Origin of the sequence: Bremerella sp. TYQ1, from assembly GCF_020150455.1 — a bacterium.
Taxonomy (GTDB): Bacteria; Planctomycetota; Planctomycetia; order Pirellulales; family Pirellulaceae; genus Bremerella; species Bremerella volcania_A.
Window position 1 is genome coordinate 5,856,014 of the sequence record NZ_CP083740.1, and the last position, 18,519, is coordinate 5,874,532.

Genomic DNA, 18,519 nt, shown 5'->3' on the forward strand with positions numbered 1-18,519 from the left:
TGGTGGCGGGTTCCCACCAAAGGTGGCGATTTATGATAGCAGGTTGATGATAGCTGCTGGCATCGCAAGCATGCCAAAGCGGCGTATTGGAGCTGAAAATGCTTTTCGCACTTTGGTGCAAGGCAAAGCGATTTCAGCGGGGCACATTCACGGCGGACTGACCAGAAGGATGGTCCACACCCCAGCCGTGAACGCAATGAACACCATCGATCCTGCTAGAGGATTTCACGGATGACCTCCTTTCGATGCCATCTTAGATACCGCTGTTTTGCGCGCAGTCTCCAACGGTTTACGATCTGCTGTGGACTGTTGGCCATTTGCTTCTCGAAAACGACAGCGGCGAATGAATATAGTGGCTCGCTATGGCGGGCTGAGCCTGACTTTGTAAGTCATGAGCCACGGCCGGAAGATGTCGCTTACGGCGTCATTCCGACAAGTGCTAACGAGTCGCTGCCGCTTTACGCGCAGCTGGCGTTGCCGCCGAAACCACCGACGGTCGATACGCCGATGATGCTGCAAAAGCCAGCCGACTTGCCTGCACCGAAGCCAGAGAAAAAGTCGGAAGAGAAGGAAGATCAAAGCTACGGCGAGCAGGAAGAGGACCAAAGCGTTCAGTTCCTGCGAACGGCCAGCGTTCTGCTGAAGCCTGGGCAGTGGCAGTTCGACTATGGCCTGGTCTACGTCAAAGATAACTTCGAACTGCCGATCAGCCTGTTTCCATCAGGCGTTGCTCCGGCCGAAACCAAGCGGCGGTTGCTGCAAGTTCCTTTTGCAGTGCGATATGGCTGGAACAAAGATGTGCAGCTGTCTGCTTCGCTGCCGGTCGGTTGGTCGCAGATCGAGTTTTCTTCGCCAGGTATCTTCGACGAATACAACAACAACGGCGGTATCGGCGACTTGCAGCTCGGCGTGAATTATCACTGGCTGAAAAGCTGCGGCGAGCATAGCCCTGACGTGATTCTCAATTTTGGGCTGTCGGTACCCACTGGCGATGGTGTCTTTGCGACAACCGGAGTGAATCAGGCCACGCTGGCCAATGCCGTTTGGGCCCCTTCTATTCAAGTGCTGTGTGTGCAGCGATACGACCCGATCGTCCTGTTTTACGGCGTCGGTTATCAGTACCAATTCGAGCGGGAGTTCTCAGGCGTCGACGTGCAATATGGCCAACAGTTCTCGTACAACTTTGGCGTTGGTTTCGCGGTGAACGATACCGTCACGCTGAGCACCTCGTTTTTAGGCCTGGCGGTGACGGAAACGGAAGTCAACGGACAAGGAGTGCCAGGCACAATTCGCGAACCGATGCGTGCTCGCTTTGCGGTGACCGCTTCGCGCTGTAAACGAATCATCGAACCGTTCCTGGAAATTGGCATGACCAACGCGGCCGCCGACAGTGTGGTGGGTATCGTCTGGACACGCTAACGCAAACCGAATAACGGAAAGATTGAAACATGAAAACGTTGACTCAGTTCGCGTTGGTCACCTTAGTAATGCTTTCGTTCGTGCGGTCCGGCTTGGCATGGGGACCCGATCAGGCGCCCGTTCGCGATTCGCAGCGAGTGATGCAAACGCGGGTGAAAACTTGGACTGACTTTCGCGACGATCATGTCATCAAGCAGAAACGCGACTACTCGTGTGGAGCAGCGGCGCTGGCAACGATTGCTCACTATTACTGGGGCGACGACGTCACCGAGAATGACGTGCTGGACGTTTTGGAAGAGTACCTCACCGAGGAGCTTCTCGCCGACCGCGTAAAGAATGGCCTGGCGATCTCGGACTTACGTTTGGTCGCCGTGAAGATGGGTTACGTTTCGACGATTGGTAAGTTAGAGCTCGATAAGATCCGCGAGGTGAAAGTTCCGCTGATCGTCGCATTGCGGCTGGAAGAGTTCGATCACTTCGTAGTCGTGCGAGGGTTTTCCGACGGTTGGGTTTACCTGGCCGATCCTGGTCGGGGGAACATTCGTATCACCGAGCGAAAGTTCCAGCAGCAGTGGATTAAGAACGCCGTGCTGGTGGTCGCCAAGAAGGGGCAAACGGGAGCGAAGAATTCGGAACTGGCGATTGGCTTTGAAGAGCTAACGCGAGGGTGGCTGAACGATCAAGTCATTCGGACGTTTCCCGAGAAGGTTTTCACGAGTCCGCATTGATCTCGTTGGGTAAAAAAGAAAATGACCGCACACTGCCCTGCACGGTCATTTTCCGTCTCCACACCCCGGGAGTTTTCCGAGATGTAGTCGTTCGGCTAAGCCTTAATAGGCATAAGCTGCCGAGCTGTGCGAACTGTAGGTGGTCACCGAGATTGGGAGACCGAGCAGGTTCACGCCGATGCCACGCTGCGTGGTCGCCGAACCACCGGCACCGTTAGGACCGTGAGCCGAGTAACCGCTACCACCGAGAACGCGACCGAGCAAACCGCTGCCACCCCAAGCGGAAGCGAACGAACCGCGAACTTCTTCACCTTCGGTGTCGGTCATGACTTCCAAGTCGGCCAGGCCCATGGCGGCCAAAGCAGATTGATCGACGTTGCCGTTTGGTTCGGCGGCATTGGCGGTGCTGGAAATGAAGCAAACAGCAACCGCGACAATCATCAGGAAACTAGTGCGTACCATTGAAAAGTTCTCCGAGTCACAAAATAAGCAAGTTGAAAATCAGTCGAGATCCTGGAAAACGAACTGCGTCGTTCCAGTGATGAAGTGGCCACTTCAAGACGAATTGTAATTCCCGCAAAATGGGGATTGGATCGTACCGATCTTTAAACTGCTTTGGTTTTTGCGGCTACCTTCGCGTAGCAAGAAGTGCTACGCCGTTGTCGTGTTAGAGGCGAGACCAAATGCGTTGTGATGCGGCGGACGCGCAGAAAGAAATCGCTACCGCATCGCGATTTACCGAGTAATAAACGCGGTAGAACGATCGACGCGAAGTGGAGTTCAATGTCGTGAATTGCCCTACAACCGCAGAGGGCACTACAAGTCGCACGCCAATTTCAGACAAGTGGCGCTGTGGATTTCCGCGACCCATTCCGTAAGGCGGGGCACAAACCGTAGCTTCGGTGGTAAAAGTCGATTGTCTTTTCAGGTCAAACCGACTTCGCCATCTTGCATTGCCCACTGGGCGGCGAAGCGAATCAGTTCGTTGCCCGAATGCAAACCAAGTTTGCGTTTGATGCGTTCGCGATGAGTATCGATCGTACTGGCGCTTAAGTGCAGACGCTCGGCAATGTCGCGTGTCGTCAAACCTTTGCCGAGGAGTTCAAAGATTTGCAGTTCGCGATCGGTCAGTGGATCGATCGGTGAAGCACGGTCGTTGCGGTTTCCGTTGGGCACCAGCAAACGTTGCGTGACGTCGGCACTCGCATAGATCTTGCCTGCGGCGACAAGTTCGAGCGCGGAGAGAAGCGTGTCCCCGACTTCGGTCTTACAGATATATCCGGCCGCGCCTGCTCGGAGCGATCGTTCTCCGTAAATTGATTCGTCGTAGACGGAGATGACAAGAAACGTGATGCCACGATGAATGGCTTTGGCTTTTCGGATCAAGTCGAGTCCGTGCCCGTCCGGCAGGCGCAAGTCGACAAGTGCTAGATCCGGCCTGAGCTCGCGAGTCAACGCGACGGCATCTTGCACGCCACTCGCTTCGCCGCAGACGGAAAAGCCGGAGTGTCGTTTCAGATGAAGTTTCAGTCCGTCTCGAAAAATGGGATGGTCATCAACAATAAGTACCTTCTGAACCCGGTCTGCCCCCAAGTTCGCACATCTCCCTATAAGTGGGAAGAAAGCGAATTCCCGTTGCCGGAAAATTCGCTGTCCAAAAAAGCTAGGTTAATCGGATCGCGGGTCGCCGCAATCAAAACCTAGGGAGAATGTCACGCGAATACCGACCGAAATTGTGTCCCTGTTCCGGCTGTGACACGTGTACGAGTTTTGCCTCGCACACGTCGCACTGCGTTCTACTTAATAGGCGACAGAATCGTTATTTTCGATTCAATCGTTAGACGGCTTCTTTGCCAAGCTGGACGTTCTCGCCATGTGGCTCCGGTTTGGGGAACGTTAAATGAGCCGTAATGCCAGCGGCTAAGCTGGTCAGCACAATGGTGATTGCCATCGGCATGGCGGTTCCATTGGCGGTCATACCGACGATCAATGCGGTCAACGCACCGAAGCCGTAAGGAAACGCTCCCATCAATGCCGAGGCGGTGCCAGAGATTTTGCCGTGCGCTTCCAACGCCATCACGCCACACAGCGGCAAAACAAAACCAATCGACATGATGATCAGAAAGAGGAGCACCGACAGCGCGATCACATTCATCTCGCCTGCCATCTCTAAGCCCAGCAGTGTCGCCGCTGCGAGAAAGTTTAAACCCAGAGCGGCGCGGATGATTGTTTCGGCACTGTAGCGACCCATCAGACGCGGACCTGTTTGGGCACCGATCATCAAGCCGATCGCATTCGTGGCGAAAATCACACTGTACATCGTCGGCGAAACACCATGGATGTTGATGAACGCGAACGACGATCCCGTCAGGTAAGCGTAGATTCCGGCCTGGGCAAAAGCCATCGCGGCAACATACGGCATGTATTGGCGACTGACCATCAGCGTGGCGTAGTTGCGAAGAGCCGCCATTGGATGGCTAGAGGTTCGTTGTTCCGGCAGCCGAGTCTCCGGCAACAGAAGTGTCACTAGCATGATGCATCCGGCTCCGAACGCCGCAAGGAAAATGAAAATCCAACGCCACGAAGCAATCATCAAGATGCCGGATCCTAACAGCGGGCCAAGAATCGGCGCGAGCCCCAGCACGAGCATCATCATGCCGACGAGTTTCGCGGCGGTCTTACCGGTGTAAAGATCGCGGACGACCGCCATGCCAGCGACACGACCAATCGCCCCGCCGAGCCCTTGGATGAAACGAAGGGCGAGAAACTGTTCGCCCGTTTGCACGAACGCACATCCAATCGACGCAATGATAAACAGGACCAAGCCAGCCACGATCATCGGTTTACGACCAATTCGATCGGACAGGGGGCCATAAAACAATTGGCCCACCATCAGTCCTGACAGAAATGTCATCAATGTCAGCTGGCCGATGCCTTCGCTGATGTTCAGCTCGGAGGTGATTTGCGGCATGCCTGGCAAGTAAAGATCGATCGCCAGGGGACCGATAGCGCCCAAAATTCCCAGCAAGGGAGCGATCAGCCAAGGATGAATTTGCCGCGAAGTCATAGTGCGTCCTGCGAGGATTCAAAGATACTCAGGTTTTTTCACTTGAATGTGAAGAATGGAAACGATATCGTTTCTTAAACCGAACGATATTCTTCTTCCATTGGCAAGTCAACGGCGATGACGAAACCCGTACCCTCGGATAAAGCGAAGTCCAAACCAGGCCGACCCCCGGTTTATACCGAGAAAGAGCGCTGTCAGTTGCTGTTAAAGGCGGCCGAAGGGGTGTTCACCACTTCAGGCTTCGGTGCGGCAACGATGGAAGAAATTGCCAAAGCGGCAGGAATGTCCAAGAAGACACTCTACGCGAAGTTCCCTGACAAAGAGCACCTATTCGCGGCGATGGTTGGGGGGTTGGGCGATTCGCCCTGGGAGAACGACGACAGCAGTCACCGGCAAGACGCACGGACCGAGCTTCGTTGTCGGCTTCAAGCGATGGTGCGTTACATCATGAGTCCGCGACAAGTGCGTCTGACGCGTCTGCTAATTTCCGAGGCAGAGCGAACGCCCAAGCTGGCTCGTGACTTTCATGACCGCGTCATTTCTAAGGCTCGTCGCTATCTGGCCGAGGCGGTCGAGCGTGCATCGGATGAAGGAGTCGGACCGAAGGTTGAAGACGTCGATCAAATGACATCGACGCTACTCGGAGCGGCGCTGGCACGCAATCATCTCGGGGCTCTCTTCGGTCGCAGCCCCAAGCCTACGCGGCAACAGATGGAAGATCAGGTCGACACGGCCCTGCGGCTGCTGGGGTACTGATGCTTGCGCCGATGTCACATGAAACGGCATGCAAGTCGATTCATGCGACATGAGGGCATGTCCTTTCGATGCATTGATGCAGGCTGGTCAAATCAAAACCGCAAAATATTGGAAGGTATGAGTTTTGCTTGATAGGTTGGATTCTATACGTATCGTCCATCCTGTCTATCCGCGGAACGTATCATGCCTGAATCGCCCTCCACTTCGTCGCCCGGTACCGGTTCGCCGCCGCTGATTGAAACTTACGAAGAAGCCCCGCGCGGCATGCTCCGTTCGGCTGCCCATGCGGCATACCATTCGACGGCGTTTCTGACTTCGTTTGTCTTTCACTTCGCCTTGGTCGTGCTGCTGGCGATGTTCACGTTCACCGATCCCAACGTGCGGCGGCAATTGCTGACGGTGATCGAACCAGACACGACCGAAGAGCTGGAGATGTTCGAGATTGAACTAACCGACATGGAAGAGATTTCGACCGAAATGGCTGAGGCCAGCATGCCGGTTTCGGAGATGGGAATGAGCGGCTTGGCAGTGGCATCGATGTCGGCTCCAGTGCTTGATCAGCCGGTGGTCGACCCGAAAGAAACGGTCGACGTTCAGCTGACCGACATCGCGATGATCTCGAAAGTTACCGACTCGCTGATTCAAGAGATTCCATCCGGGACAATCGGTTCGGCTCAGGAAGTCGTTTCCAACTACCAGGAAGCGATGGATCAGATTGCCCAGGAGCTGATCTGGATGATGTCGAAGAACAAAGTGCTTGTGATCTGGGTGTTCGATCAATCGGAAAGTATGAAGGATGATCAGCAGAAGATCCGGGAACGGATCGCACGCGTGTACCAAGAGATTGGCCTGACCGAGGAAGGGCAGGGGGACATGCTCACCACGGCGATCACCAGTTACGGGCAAGGCTTCCAGCAGTTGACCCCGGCCCCGACGGCAGTGCTCACCGAAATTCAAGACGCGATCGATCAGATTCAAGTCGATGCATCGGGCGAAGAGATGAGTTGTTCGGCGATTATGGAAGCGCTGGCACGGCATAAGAAATATGCCAATATCGCCGAGCGAAAGATCGCACTCATTCTGGTGACCGACGAAAGCGGCAACACGGCTGACAACGCTTCTCAGCTGGAAAACGCGATCAAAGCGGCCCAGCAGATGGATTGCCGGTTGTTCGTGCTCGGCCGTGAGGCGATGTTTGGCTATCCGTACGCTCACTATGAATGGCGGCATCCGTTTGATGGTGAGATGCATTTGCTGAGGATCGATCGCGGGCCAGAGACAGCCTTCGTCGAACAGCTTCAAACCGACGGTTACGGCAAACGTTGGGATGCCATGACGGCGGGCTTCGGGCCTTACGAGCAAGTACGAATGGCGAAAGAAACGGGTGGCCGATTCTTCATGTTGCCTGGCCAGGAAGACAAGATTCATCGGGTGACCGATCGCAAGTTCAATCCCGAAACGATGGACCACTATCGACCAGACTTGCGGCCCCGTGCGGAACAAGTGGCCGAGATCAAAGGTGACCCGCTGAAAAGCTTGATCACCAAAGTGGTGTACGATTTGAATCCGTTCGAGAAAGACCGTGCCGACGTGCTGACCATTCGACATTGGTACAGCCGCAACCCACAAGAGATGGCCAGCCAGGTCCGCAAAGAACAATCGGAAGTTATTCCCTATGGCCGCTACTTGGACGAAGCAATCGAAGTGATGGAGAAGAACATCAAGCTGCGCGACAACTCGACGTCGTTTCGCTGGCAGGCCAATTTCGATTTAATCCTTGGGCAGTTGTATGCGTATCGTTGCCGCGCCTACGAGTATGGCGTGAGCAGTGAATTGTTCCTGCAAAACCCAACCCCTCCGAACCCGGAACGACCGGAGTACATGGAGTTCCGCGGTTGGGAGCTTCGTACGCGGAAAGAGCTCGTCGCCGCCGACAAGACGCAAGCCGACGCCGATCGCGCGGACGAACTGTTAAAGTTCGTCACCAAAGAATACGCAGGCACGCCTTGGGCAACACGAGCGGCGTGGGAAGTGAAGCGTGGCTATGGCTCGACGCTCGTGCCGCACTATTTCGATTTGCGGCGTAAGAAGAGCGATCAGAAGGTGCCCATTCCGAAGCTGTAGTGGAATGTCGACTAACGCAGCGGTACACTTTTCGGCATGGAAGAAACCACCGAAACCGCTCCGGCGCAGCGACCAGCCAATTCGCAGGGACTGCTTCGTTTCTCGATCTTATCGCTGCTTGGGATGACGGCCCTGTTCGCGTTAGTGGTCGCCTTGTTTGCGATGATCGGCGAACGTGCGAAGTGGAAAGAGCAGACGCTGACACTACGCGAAGAAGTGCGTCAGCTTCGCGAGGCGAACGAACTTCTGGATGTCGTCGATCCAAAGAAGATTTACGTTCGTGCGATGGCAAGTCCCTTCCCAAGGATGGGGCAATGGCGAGTTCATCTGCCTAAGGGAAGCGATTATCGGTTGAAGTACGACTGGAAAGATCTTCCGCCCGACAGAGATCCGCACCACGTTTACCGGCCATACTCAGGCATGAAGATCCCGACGGGCACTTACACCATTGCCCAAACGTTTCAGTTCACGCCAGCTACGAAAAACAGTGAGTGGCATGTCAATATTACGGTAAGCGGTCCCGGTTTCGGTGGCAGAGTGCGTCATGGTTTGCCCGTGGATGCCCCGAGCTGGCTCGTCGCGAACGAAGTCTCGAAAGATCAGTTCCAATTGCCCCCTCTTTCCGACGACCGGCCGTCGCCAACGATTTCTTTTCGTGCGACAGGTGCGATGTTGAATACTCCGCAATCCGAATTCGACGCCAACGAGGAAGTGGTGCTCTTCAAATACGAAGCACACGCCGCTCCCCCCAAGCACGAAGCCTCAAGCGACCTGCTGCCTCAGGAAGTGTTTCGGCTGTGGATTGAAAAAGAACCTGATCAGTCGATTCCATAGATCTTTGATTCACTTGGCGGTAAGCTCATTGGTATGGACCAAACGACCAAGACATCAACCGATGCCAAGCCAGCTACGCGGAAGCGGTGGTTTCGCTTTTCGATACTAACCATCATTCTGCTAACCACCATCATCGGCCTGATCACATCTCAAATTGCCATGACACGTGATCGCGTTCGGTTAGAAGCGGAGCTTTCCAATATTCGCAAGGCGAATCAAATTATCGAAGTTCGCGATCCGAACAAGGTTTACGTCTTGCCGATGGATATTCCCTTGGGGCAAGTGTGCCAGTGGCGGGTTTACATTCCAGAAGGGAGCGCATGTTTTGTGCGATATGAGGTTCGTGAATTATTTCAGCCTTCATCTTCCAAAACGATTTCCGAATGCACGACTTTGACAGGGGGTAATTTCTACACAATCTCACAGACGTTCGATTTCCGTGAACCCCATTCTCAGAAGCTGCCTTCCGGGCGTACCGTACTGCAGGGGAGTGACGCTGTACTGTTTCAAATCAATCAAGACAAGCAGATTAAGCATGGTATTCATCGTTTTCCAATCACAGCATTTCAACGTCCGCTACCTTGGAAATGCTCGAGGTGGCTTAGTAGCTTCGCTGATCGGAAGTACCGTGTTCTCAAATCAAACGATGACGGTCAAGATCGAGTCATTGGCATTAAAACTGAAGCCATGCCGCAAGGGATCTCGCAAAGTTTCGATTTAGACGACGAGATCGTTCTAATTCGCCATGAAGCATACGACAGCACTCATTGGCCGCCTGCGGAACTCGACGATGGATTGCCGCAAGATCTGTTTCGGCTGTGGATTGAAAAGGTACCTGATAAGCCGTAATGGCATGAAAAAAGCGAGGAACGAAACCACGTTCCTCGCTTACTCGGTTGGACTGAGAATCGTATTCAGCTTTTCAGCTCAAAGTCGAATCGCTCGGCGTCTTCGGTTACGTTTGCTTCAAGCTGCGACTTGACGTTGAACTTTCCGGGGACAACGTCGATGTAGTCTGGCGGCATGTCTGGTCCGCCGGGGCGAGTTTCTTTGAGGCCCCGGATACTGACACGTTTTTTGCCGAGCGTCACTTTGGCCCTGTATTCGCCGTCGATGATATCGACAAACGTTTCGGTTCCTTCGGCAACATCTTGAGCAGAAGAGAAGTGAACGCTTCCCTTGGAAATCGGCTCGCCATCCATGGTTATCGTTCCTACAATCGTCTGGCGGGTGGGTAGCTGTTGCGAGTTACAACCGAACAGCAACGCCAAGCCGAGCAGGAACGTCTTGCGGCGCAGAGCTGAAGTTTGCATGCTTGTTTGGCCTATCTATAAAAATGGATGCTGGAAACGACTTAGCAGCTTACGATCCGCCCAGGACTTCGCCATCGGCTCGATTGGCCAGCTTGGCGACGTAAGCGATATCGGCCGTTTCCGCGAGATAGGTCGTCGATCCATCTCCCATTAGAATCTGCACTCCGCCGGGATGGGCCGAACGGAGCGGGCTGTTGTAGCCGTCGTAGTAGACGCCGTCGGTCGCGGAGGTCGTGAAGGTTTGCTTTTCGCCTGGGTTCACGAGGTAGCGAACGATGGTGATATTGTGGGCTCGGTGTGGGTTGGTGTTCGTTTGCCACCCGGCCGCGAAACCATGATAAAACCCTGGCCGATAGTCTTGCTTCGCTCCGCTGGAGTCGTAAACCCAGTCGCCCACTTCCCCGACAAACATGGTGTTGCTGCTGCCATCGGTAATGTCTTTAAAGCCCAGCTTGCCAATTTTGATGAGCGACCCGTTGGTGGCCCACATCCCTTTGTTGGTGTCGGCGGAATAGTCAGATGCACCGATGCCTCCGTAACCAGCGACATGCCCGCCGATGCCGACGTAGTCTGGGATCATCGCGTTAGGTGTGTAGTCGGCAAACTGCTTTTGAATCGGATTGCTAGGGCAGCGGTAGACGGCGAATTCTTTGTTGCTCAGCGCATTGGTAATCGACGTGGCATTGAAGTTCTGGCTCAGGAAGTCGGCTTGTTCGTAGGCGTTGTTCAGTTCCAGGAACGGCATGATGTAGGCCATCCACGATGCCCCGCCGACCGATACGGTGCCGGTTCCAAAGGGTGGACTATTGTTCGCGTTGCCTGGCGGAAATCGATCGTACGTGTCGTGGAAATTGTGAAGTGCCAGGCCCATCTGCTTTAAGTTATTCGCACACTGCGAACGACGAGCGGCCTCGCGAGCTTGTTGCACCGCAGGAAGCAGCAGCGCAATCAGGATTCCAATAATGGCGATCACCACCAACAGTTCCACGAGCGTGAATGCTTTGGCGGACCGATGTACTTTGCACGCAGTCATTTGTGAGTTCCCAAGTAAAGAAATAGATCAACTGGGGGATAACGACTTGTGCATGACGAAGAGGGTGATATTGGGGGATATCACACTTCTTAGCGTAGCGATTCAGACACCATGTTGCTAGAGAAATAAAGGGATTGATGCTTTGATTTGCGCAATTTCGTTTAAAAAGAAGACTACTACCACTGAGGTGGCCTTTAGGTGTCAGCGTTTTGGATAACGCTTCTGGGGAGCGCATAAAAAAGCGGAGAACGTTGGCACATTCCCCGCTTCGTTGATTTCAAATGGCTGCGATCAAGCCTTACGACTTGATCATTTCCTTGACGGTCATGCCGCTAGGGATCATCGGCAGCACGTGTTCCTGGTAAGGAACTTGAACGTCCAGGACATAAGGGCCGTCGTAGTTGATCATCTCTTCCAGGGCTGGAACGAGGTCGGCCTTGGCCCGGATGGTTGCGCCACCGCAGCCGTAGCCTTTGGCGATCTGGACGAAGTTCGGGTAGGTCTCTTTCGGGTAAATGTCTTCACCCTTGCCGTACCATTCTTCGTGGTGAATCGGGCCGAGGTAGGTATGAGCTCGGTTACCGGCCATGAAGCGGTCTTCCCACTGCACCACCATGCCGAGGTGCTGATTGTTGAGCAGCAGCACTTTCACCGGCAGGTTTTCGCAATAACAAGTGGCAAGTTCCTGGATGTTCATCTGGAAGCTGCCGTCCCCCTCGATGTCGATACAAAGTGCATCAGGGTTGGCTGCTTGAGCCCCCATCGCCGCAGGCAGGCCGAAGCCCATCGTGCCGAGACCGCTGCTGGACAACCACGTACGAGGCTTCTTGAACTGATAGAACTGAGCCGCCCACATCTGGTGCTGGCCGACGCCAACCGAAATGATCGTTTCGCGATCTTGGGTCATTCGCGAAAGCTCGGCGATGGCGTGCTGCTGCAGGATGCCTTCGAAGTCCTTGTTGTAAGTCAACGGGTCCTTCTTCTTCATGTCCTGGCAGTGGGCAACCCAATCGGAGATGTCGTCAGGGGCTTCGACCACTTCGTTCAGCATCTTGAGGGCAGGCTTCAAGTCGCTGACGATCGGAATGTGGGCGATCTTGTTCTTGTTCAGTTCGCCTGGGTCGATGTCGATGTGGACGATCTTGGCGTCTTTAGCAAACTCGGCCAGCTTGCCAGTCACGCGGTCGTCGAAGCGAACGCCCAAGCCGATCAGCAAGTCGCACTCGCTCACCGCCAAGTTAGCGTAAACGGTCCCATGCATGCCGAGCATGTCGAGCGAAAGCGGATCGGAGTTAGGAAGTGTACCGAGACCCATCACCGTCATCGTGGTAGGGATGCCGGTCTTTTTGACCAACTCACGAAGTTCTTCCGACGCCTCCGAGGTGATGATCCCGCCACCGGCGTAGATGATCGGACGCTTGGCACGCTTGATGGCGGCGGCGACCTGACGGATCTGTTCCGGCTTGGCCAGACGCGACTGGATGTTGTAGCCAGGCAGGTTCATTTCGCAGTCCCAATCTGGAACCGTTTGTTCGAGCTGAACGTCTTTCGGGATATCGATCAGCACAGGACCAGGGCGACCGGTCGTGGCGATATGGAAAGCTTCCTTCATGATCCGACACAAGTCTTTGATGTCGGTCACGAGATAATGGTGCTTGGTGATACCACGGCAAACTTCCACGATCGGCGTTTCCTGGAACGCGTCCGATCCGATCACTGCACGCGGCACCTGGGCGCTGATGGCGATCAGCGGAATGCTGTCGAGCTTGGCATCGGCAATCGCAGTCACAAGGTTCGTTGCCCCGGGACCGCTGGTAGCCATAGCGGCCCCCACTTTGCCAGTCGAGCGAGCGACGCCTTGGGCGGCGAAGCAGCCACCCTGTTCGTGACGAGGCAGGATCGTGCGGATCTTGTCCTTGTAACGCGTCAACGCCTGGTGCAAAGGCATGCTGCAACCGCCGGGATAAGCGAAGAGTACTTCTACGCCATGTCGTACCAGCGATTCGATCATAATGTCGGCGCCTAGCATGACTTGGTTGCTCGTAGATTTTTCAGTCGAAGTACTCACAGATTCTCTCCGGTGAATGAAACAGATTCCTTTGAACCCAATCCAGGTGCAAACCGATGCACGCTGAGGATTGCTTGCCGCCCTTTAAAAAGGCCCTATTGCCATAGGGGCGGACAAGGGACATTGGTCCAAACTATAAGGATAGGCAGTCGCGGCCTAGGGTTCAACCGAATCAAGCGTTTTTCGGTTGCGGAAACCCACCAAATTGGGGTGAATTTGAGGGCGTCAGCTAGACTATTAACCGCAGATTGCGCCGATTTTCACGGATAGGTAAGAAATTAGCGATGGTTGTTCGTCCACGTTTGCGTAGGCATGATGATCTGGCCGATTGCTTGCATGCCCACGCGAACGTGGGCATGGCATCCAAAATCGGAAGTTAATCGGCCAGCCGGTAACGCAGAATGCACCACAAAGCTTCAATGCCATCCTTCCAGCCAATCTTGTTGCTGGACGACCAATCGTGGGCGTGGTACTGCACTGGGCATTCCACGAAACGGTAGTTTCGCTTGGCCAGCTTGGCGGTAATTTCAGGCTCGACACCGAAGCGATTTTCTTCAATCTCGATCTGCTGGATCACGTTGCGAGGAAACGCTTTGAAAGCGGTTTCCATATCGGTCAGGTGCAGCCCCGTCAGGCAGTTTGAAACGCACGTCAGTGTTTGGTTGCCTAACTGACGAACCCAAGAAACCTGTTTGGTGGCATTATCGGGCTTTAGAAAGCGAGACCCATACGAGACGTCCGCTTCGCCGGTGACGATCGGCCGAATCACATGCACGAGATCTTGCGGGTCGTACTCCAAGTCGGCATCTTGGATCACCACCACATCGCCGGTCACTTGCGGCAACGCCGAACGAATGGCGGCCCCTTTGCCGTGGTTCTCGGTGTGATAAACAATCTTCAGATCGCAGAAGTGTGCCAGACGCGTCAGCACGTCACGCGTGCCGTCGGTGCTTCCGTCGTCGACGATGACAATCTCGCTGCGAAACGGCAACTGCATCAATCGTTGAATCACCGTCGCGATGGTGGTCTCTTCGTTAAAGACCGGAACGATGACCGACAAGCGGAAATCGTGTGGCACGGGAAAGTCGACTTCGACATTCTGCGAGTCGTTCTCGGTGAATAGTTCGTCTGAAATCTGCACCGCTTCGGCGAGGCGAAATTCATACGGTGCGAGATCCAAAGGATGATCGTCGATCGGTTCCCAGGTGGATGCTCCGCTCGCGGGTGTCGGTAAGCTGGTCGTCATGGTTGCCCTCTTGTGGTTGCCGCGTGTGGGGCACGCGCCAGTTGCGATGATGGGTGATCGCTGCCGTTGTGCGAAGGAATCGCAGGCCAGGCAACGTATCCAGATTGTTCAGCGTCCGATATCGAACGCTGTTGTGGGGCGAGATATTCCGGGGATTGGGGATCGTTGAACAAGTCGCTGCGTCCCCAAAGTTGGGCAAGAGAATCTTGATACAGCAGCGTCCATCCGGTCGCCATTTCTTCCATGACTTGTTCCGAATGAGGCTGTCCCCGATCGAGCAGGACAAGTTTCGGATCGCCTTGCTGAAGTGCGGCCGTAGGATCGACGGGGCCTGCGAGTTTGCGATGTCGCATGCCAGGGGCATCCCCCAGGATGAAATCGAAGTGACGGTCGACGACCGCTTGCGGATAGCAAGTGCGGAAACGGCCATCGAACTGAACCGTTGAATCGCCTTCGCCACAGCGAGCCGCGATGAAGTATTGAGCCCAGTTGTAGGAAACGATCGTCTTGCCATGCAGGTGATGTTCGTCCAGGAACTCGATCGCCGAGACTGGGTAGGTATCACGGTAAACAGGCATCACGCTCAAGCGATGCCATAGCGGAACGGCGAACAGCAAGCCACCCAGCACAACCGCACCCCAGGCAAACGCCGGATGCGGGGCACGTTCGGTGCCGTCGGATCTCTGCGTCACACGCTCCCAGGCACTAGCAACATGCGGCGTCACCCAGAAGCCGCACAGCATAGCCAGGAAGGGAGCATGGCGTTGGTGCATGACAGCCTGAGCGGCGACCAGCATTAAGACGACTAGCTGCGTGAAGTCGACTGGTTTCTTGGAAAATGCCAGCGAAAAGACAATCACCGCGGCCATGGCAACAAACGCAATGCTGAACATGTCCAGCGAATAAAGCGGATGCCATTCGGTGATTTCAGGACGTGGTTCTCTTAAGGCTTCCAGCATCCATTGATGTAGTCCAAAGCTGTACGGATTAATTAACGTCGCCAGCAATACAACGACAATCATCAACGCCAAGCGTCGCAGCATGCCGGAAGCTTTCCAGCCATACGACGTGGCCGCTTCGATCATGCGGCAAGCCAGGTAAACGCACAGGACGCCAACGCCAGCCATGAAGCCGCCGTGCGTATTGGTCCAGAGGAAGCAGAGCGGGACAGCCAGCCACATCAGTTTCACCCAGCGATGATTCCAGCTGAAAGCATCGGCCGGTTCGCCGCGACGAAGCTGACTCAGCCACGGCAAATTCCAATGTCCCTGCCAGCCGGTGAATGCGAATTCAAGCAGAACCAGCAAGAGAGCAAAGAATCCAAAGCTGAACAACTGCGGGCGAACGTTCCAATGATTCGTCAGATTCACGGCGATCAGTAGCGAAACGACGACGACCGGCAGCGGGTTTTTGGCAAACGCTTTCGTCTTCCAAAAAGGGACAAAGCAGATGGCTAAACCGAGCAATGTTTTGAGCAGAAGCAAACCGGCTGGGCCAATCGTGTCGACCCCAATCGCGAGGGCCAACTCGCTGAGGTTCTCGTGATTGATCCAGCGGTAACCGTTGGCGGTGTAGCTGTAGGTGGTCGTGCGGGCGAGGCCATCGCGGAGGGCATCGCGGCCATATTGGACGTGACCCCATAAGTCGGGATCGGCACCGTTGGGACTAACGGCAATGGCTGCCGCGAGGAGTGTGCCTGCGACGATCGCCCAAGCCGCCCACGGACGCGAGGTGTTGTTTTCTGGTTGCGATAACGAATCTTGCACGATGAGGCACGCCTGATTGCTTCGAAATGGACAGACCCATTGGTCAACCATAGGTTGCAAACCAGGGGTGAAGATGGCTTTTCAAGGAGAGAAAGCAGGGCCGGTTTTCCGAAACGATAGGGACGGCGGCGGCAGAATCGTTACAATCGGACGGCGGTGATTGCCCCGAAGTCAGAAACGATCGAAGCGAAAGAATGGTTGCCCAACCAATGACGGCCACACGTCCCGACAAAATCGACACGAAGCGATGCTACCGGTTCTATACGCCGCGGCGGCTTCGCTACTACGATTTGGTCGTTCATGGCATCTCGAATCGTTTCTTTTGGAGCTGTCCTACCGCTCTTCTGCGATGCTGGTTCGAGGATCACGTCAGCGACAATCACTTGGACGTTGGCGTGGGGACCGGTTACTTTCTCGCCCGCAGTTCGCAGCTTTCCGAAAAGAGTCGCGTGGGACTGCTCGATGCGAATTCGCGCTGCTTAAAGAAGACCGCCAAGCGGATTGCCAGGCTTCAGCCGGAGGTGATTCAAGCCAATCTGGCCGAACCGCTCCCAGAGGGAATTCAGCCGTTTGCGTCGATCTCGATGATGTATGTGCTGCATTGTCTGCCTGGCGATGGCGAGTTTCGGCGAAAGGTATTGCGGAATGTGCTTTCGCTGCTTGAGCCACGCGGCGTGCTGTTTGGCGCTACCATCTTAGGCAAACCGCAGCCCTCGAACTGGCTCGCGCGGCAACTGATGGCGTCTTACAATCGGCTGAAGATATTCGGTAACGTGGAAGATACCGAAGTCGGCTTAAACGACTTGTTGATGGAATCGCTGCACGAGGTGGTCATCGAACGGGTCGGTTCAGTCGCTCTCTTTCGTGGAACGAAGCGTCACGGCTGATCGAAGAACGCGGAGCGAGCACGCGTGTTGAGCCAGAAACGGCGATCGCTTTCCATGGGAACTTTGTCGGCAGCAAACGCTTCCGCGTCGCGTTCGTCTTGAAATCGACCTGCTGGCGATTCCAGGACAATTCGTGCTGCCGCAGCTGTGTTCGTTTTAGCGACAAACGCACGAGCCGTCGCCACGGCGAAGCGTTGTCCAGGATAAAGCGGTGCTCCGGTGCGATCGAAAGACCACTGCTCGAGATGGACTGGAACGAAAAGGTCTTCGCTTTCTTCGACGTCGACGTACGGCTGCAAGTTTTCCGGCAACGTGCCGACCGCTTGCCGCGAAAGGAACAGATGGCTGCGGCCCACATGCGAAGCGTACAATCCCCACGCTGGCCACGGATCGCCAAGACCGATGAGTTCCAGCGTAGGAAACAGGATCACCGTCAAGCAAATCAATTGAGCGAGACGTGTGCCGATGGTGGAGGGAATCGGTTTTTCTTCGGCATCGGCCGCGGGTTCAAAGGCGAACAGCAAGATGGCCTGGGCGATGAAAAAGAGGTTCCAGAGCAGAACACCGAGACTGTGAGACAAGCCCAGCGGACCGAGCACCAGCAGCAAGCCAACATGCATTAAACAAGCGGCTACCATGCCCAAGCGTCGCGTGCGAGGCATCAGCAGCAGTACAAATGCGGCTAGTTCAAACGCAGGAAACGCCAGGGCGAGCCATTTCCAGGGGCCCAGTTCTTGGGGCGTCAACGATTGCCCGGCAAAGGAGGCGAGCGTTACCAGGAAGTCGCTGCCGAGTTCATAAACAAAGGATGGATTCAGCTTTGACAGGGCCGAGTAGAAGTAAATGCTAAGCGTTACGCCGATAGCCAGCTTTCGCGCGAGCTTCGCCGGAGCGAGGCCAAAGAAGAGGCTTAGTACCGCGAACTGATACGCCCAGGGCTGAAAGCGGTGCTGGTTGAGCAAAAAGCAAAGCAGCAGTGCCGTGGCGATCGTCAGCCAGAGGATCGACGCATAGCTCGACTTCGGACCGATGGCCAACAGAGAAATTGCCGCGAGCAGCATCACACTGAAGCCAACGATATCGACGACGCCTGGCACGTCGTACAACGCCCCGAAGAACGGCACGGCCGGAAAGTCGCTGATGTTGACCCACAGCGGATAAGTCGCGGCGGTGAGAAGGATTAGCGAGAAGGCGACCAGCCGCTGGTAAATGGAAAAGGCTCGATCTGTGGCAGATCGAGCCTCGCTGGTCGGTTGTGACGTTTCGTTCACGAAATGG

16 protein-coding genes are annotated in these 18,519 nt (G+C 55.1%); 7 read left to right on the forward strand and 9 right to left on the reverse strand.

Annotated elements, in window-relative coordinates:
- Window positions 1-231: 231 nt before the first annotated feature.
- Complete coding sequence (locus LA756_RS23810; RefSeq protein WP_224437223.1) at window positions 232-1,419, forward strand: transporter; 1,188 nt, start codon at window positions 232-234, stop codon at window positions 1,417-1,419.
- A 29-nt stretch (window positions 1,420-1,448) separates the two neighbouring features.
- Window positions 1,449-2,147 carry a C39 family peptidase gene (locus LA756_RS23815; protein WP_224437224.1) on the forward strand — a complete coding sequence of 233 codons (699 nt, stop codon included), beginning with the start codon at window positions 1,449-1,451 and terminating at the stop codon, window positions 2,145-2,147.
- Window positions 2,148-2,249: 102 nt separating this feature from the next.
- Here LA756_RS23815 and LA756_RS23820 read toward each other — a convergent pair whose 3' ends face one another.
- The 3 genes from LA756_RS23820 to LA756_RS23830 form a co-directional block, all read right to left on the reverse strand.
- Window positions 2,250-2,609, reverse strand: a complete 360-nt coding sequence (locus LA756_RS23820) for a hypothetical protein (protein ID WP_224437225.1) — start codon at window positions 2,607-2,609, stop codon at window positions 2,250-2,252.
- 462 nt (window positions 2,610-3,071) lie between these two features.
- The gene (locus LA756_RS23825; RefSeq protein ID WP_224437226.1) at window positions 3,072-3,740 is read right to left on the reverse strand and encodes a response regulator transcription factor; all 669 of its coding nucleotides are present in this window, start codon (window positions 3,738-3,740) and stop codon (window positions 3,072-3,074) included.
- A 244-nt stretch (window positions 3,741-3,984) separates the two neighbouring features.
- Window positions 3,985-5,214 carry a multidrug effflux MFS transporter gene (locus tag LA756_RS23830; RefSeq protein WP_224437227.1) on the reverse strand — a complete coding sequence of 410 codons (1,230 nt, stop codon included), beginning with the start codon at window positions 5,212-5,214 and terminating at the stop codon, window positions 3,985-3,987.
- Window positions 5,215-5,331: 117 nt separating this feature from the next.
- Between LA756_RS23830 and LA756_RS23835 the strand changes: the two genes are divergently transcribed.
- The 4 genes from LA756_RS23835 to LA756_RS23850 all read left to right on the forward strand — a co-directional run bounded on the left by LA756_RS23835 (window position 5,332) and on the right by LA756_RS23850 (window position 9,777).
- A complete protein-coding gene (locus tag LA756_RS23835; RefSeq protein ID WP_224437228.1) occupies window positions 5,332-5,970 on the forward strand; it encodes a TetR/AcrR family transcriptional regulator in 639 nt (212 codons plus the stop codon).
- A gap of 183 nt (window positions 5,971-6,153) precedes the next feature.
- On the forward strand, window positions 6,154-8,094 hold the full coding sequence (locus tag LA756_RS23840) for a vWA domain-containing protein (protein WP_224437229.1): 1,941 nt from the start codon (window positions 6,154-6,156) through the stop codon (window positions 8,092-8,094).
- A 36-nt stretch (window positions 8,095-8,130) separates the two neighbouring features.
- A complete protein-coding gene (locus tag LA756_RS23845) occupies window positions 8,131-8,928 on the forward strand; it encodes a hypothetical protein (protein ID WP_224437230.1) in 798 nt (265 codons plus the stop codon).
- 33 nt (window positions 8,929-8,961) lie between these two features.
- On the forward strand, window positions 8,962-9,777 hold the full coding sequence (locus LA756_RS23850; RefSeq protein WP_224437231.1) for a hypothetical protein: 816 nt from the start codon (window positions 8,962-8,964) through the stop codon (window positions 9,775-9,777).
- A gap of 65 nt (window positions 9,778-9,842) precedes the next feature.
- Here the strand turns inward: LA756_RS23850 and LA756_RS23855 are convergent, their stop codons facing one another.
- The 5 genes from LA756_RS23855 to LA756_RS23875 all read right to left on the reverse strand — a co-directional run bounded on the left by LA756_RS23855 (window position 9,843) and on the right by LA756_RS23875 (window position 16,354).
- On the reverse strand, window positions 9,843-10,241 hold the full coding sequence (locus tag LA756_RS23855; protein WP_224437232.1) for a hypothetical protein: 399 nt from the start codon (window positions 10,239-10,241) through the stop codon (window positions 9,843-9,845).
- A gap of 49 nt (window positions 10,242-10,290) precedes the next feature.
- Window positions 10,291-11,274 carry a DUF1559 domain-containing protein gene (locus tag LA756_RS23860; RefSeq protein WP_224437233.1) on the reverse strand — a complete coding sequence of 328 codons (984 nt, stop codon included), beginning with the start codon at window positions 11,272-11,274 and terminating at the stop codon, window positions 10,291-10,293.
- A 298-nt stretch (window positions 11,275-11,572) separates the two neighbouring features.
- Window positions 11,573-13,303, reverse strand: a complete 1,731-nt coding sequence (gene ilvB, locus LA756_RS23865; RefSeq protein WP_224440426.1) for a biosynthetic-type acetolactate synthase large subunit — start codon at window positions 13,301-13,303, stop codon at window positions 11,573-11,575.
- 415 nt (window positions 13,304-13,718) lie between these two features.
- Window positions 13,719-14,588, reverse strand: a complete 870-nt coding sequence (locus tag LA756_RS23870; RefSeq protein ID WP_224437234.1) for a glycosyltransferase family 2 protein — start codon at window positions 14,586-14,588, stop codon at window positions 13,719-13,721.
- The gene (locus LA756_RS23875) at window positions 14,585-16,354 is read right to left on the reverse strand and encodes a hypothetical protein (RefSeq protein WP_224437235.1); all 1,770 of its coding nucleotides are present in this window, start codon (window positions 16,352-16,354) and stop codon (window positions 14,585-14,587) included. The genes LA756_RS23870 and LA756_RS23875 overlap by 4 nt, the downstream gene beginning before the upstream one ends.
- Before the next feature lie 194 nt (window positions 16,355-16,548).
- Here LA756_RS23875 and LA756_RS23880 point away from each other — a divergent pair, with 194 nt between their 5' ends.
- Window positions 16,549-17,241, forward strand: coding sequence for a bifunctional 2-polyprenyl-6-hydroxyphenol methylase/3-demethylubiquinol 3-O-methyltransferase UbiG (locus tag LA756_RS23880; RefSeq protein WP_224437236.1), 693 nt, complete (start codon window positions 16,549-16,551; stop codon window positions 17,239-17,241).
- Here LA756_RS23880 and LA756_RS23885 read toward each other — a convergent pair.
- Window positions 17,232-18,512: a hypothetical protein gene (locus LA756_RS23885; protein WP_224437237.1), complete on the reverse strand. Its 1,281-nt coding sequence runs from the start codon at window positions 18,510-18,512 to the stop codon at window positions 17,232-17,234. The genes LA756_RS23880 and LA756_RS23885 overlap by 10 nt on opposite strands.
- Between the last annotated feature and the right edge of the window lie 7 nt (window positions 18,513-18,519).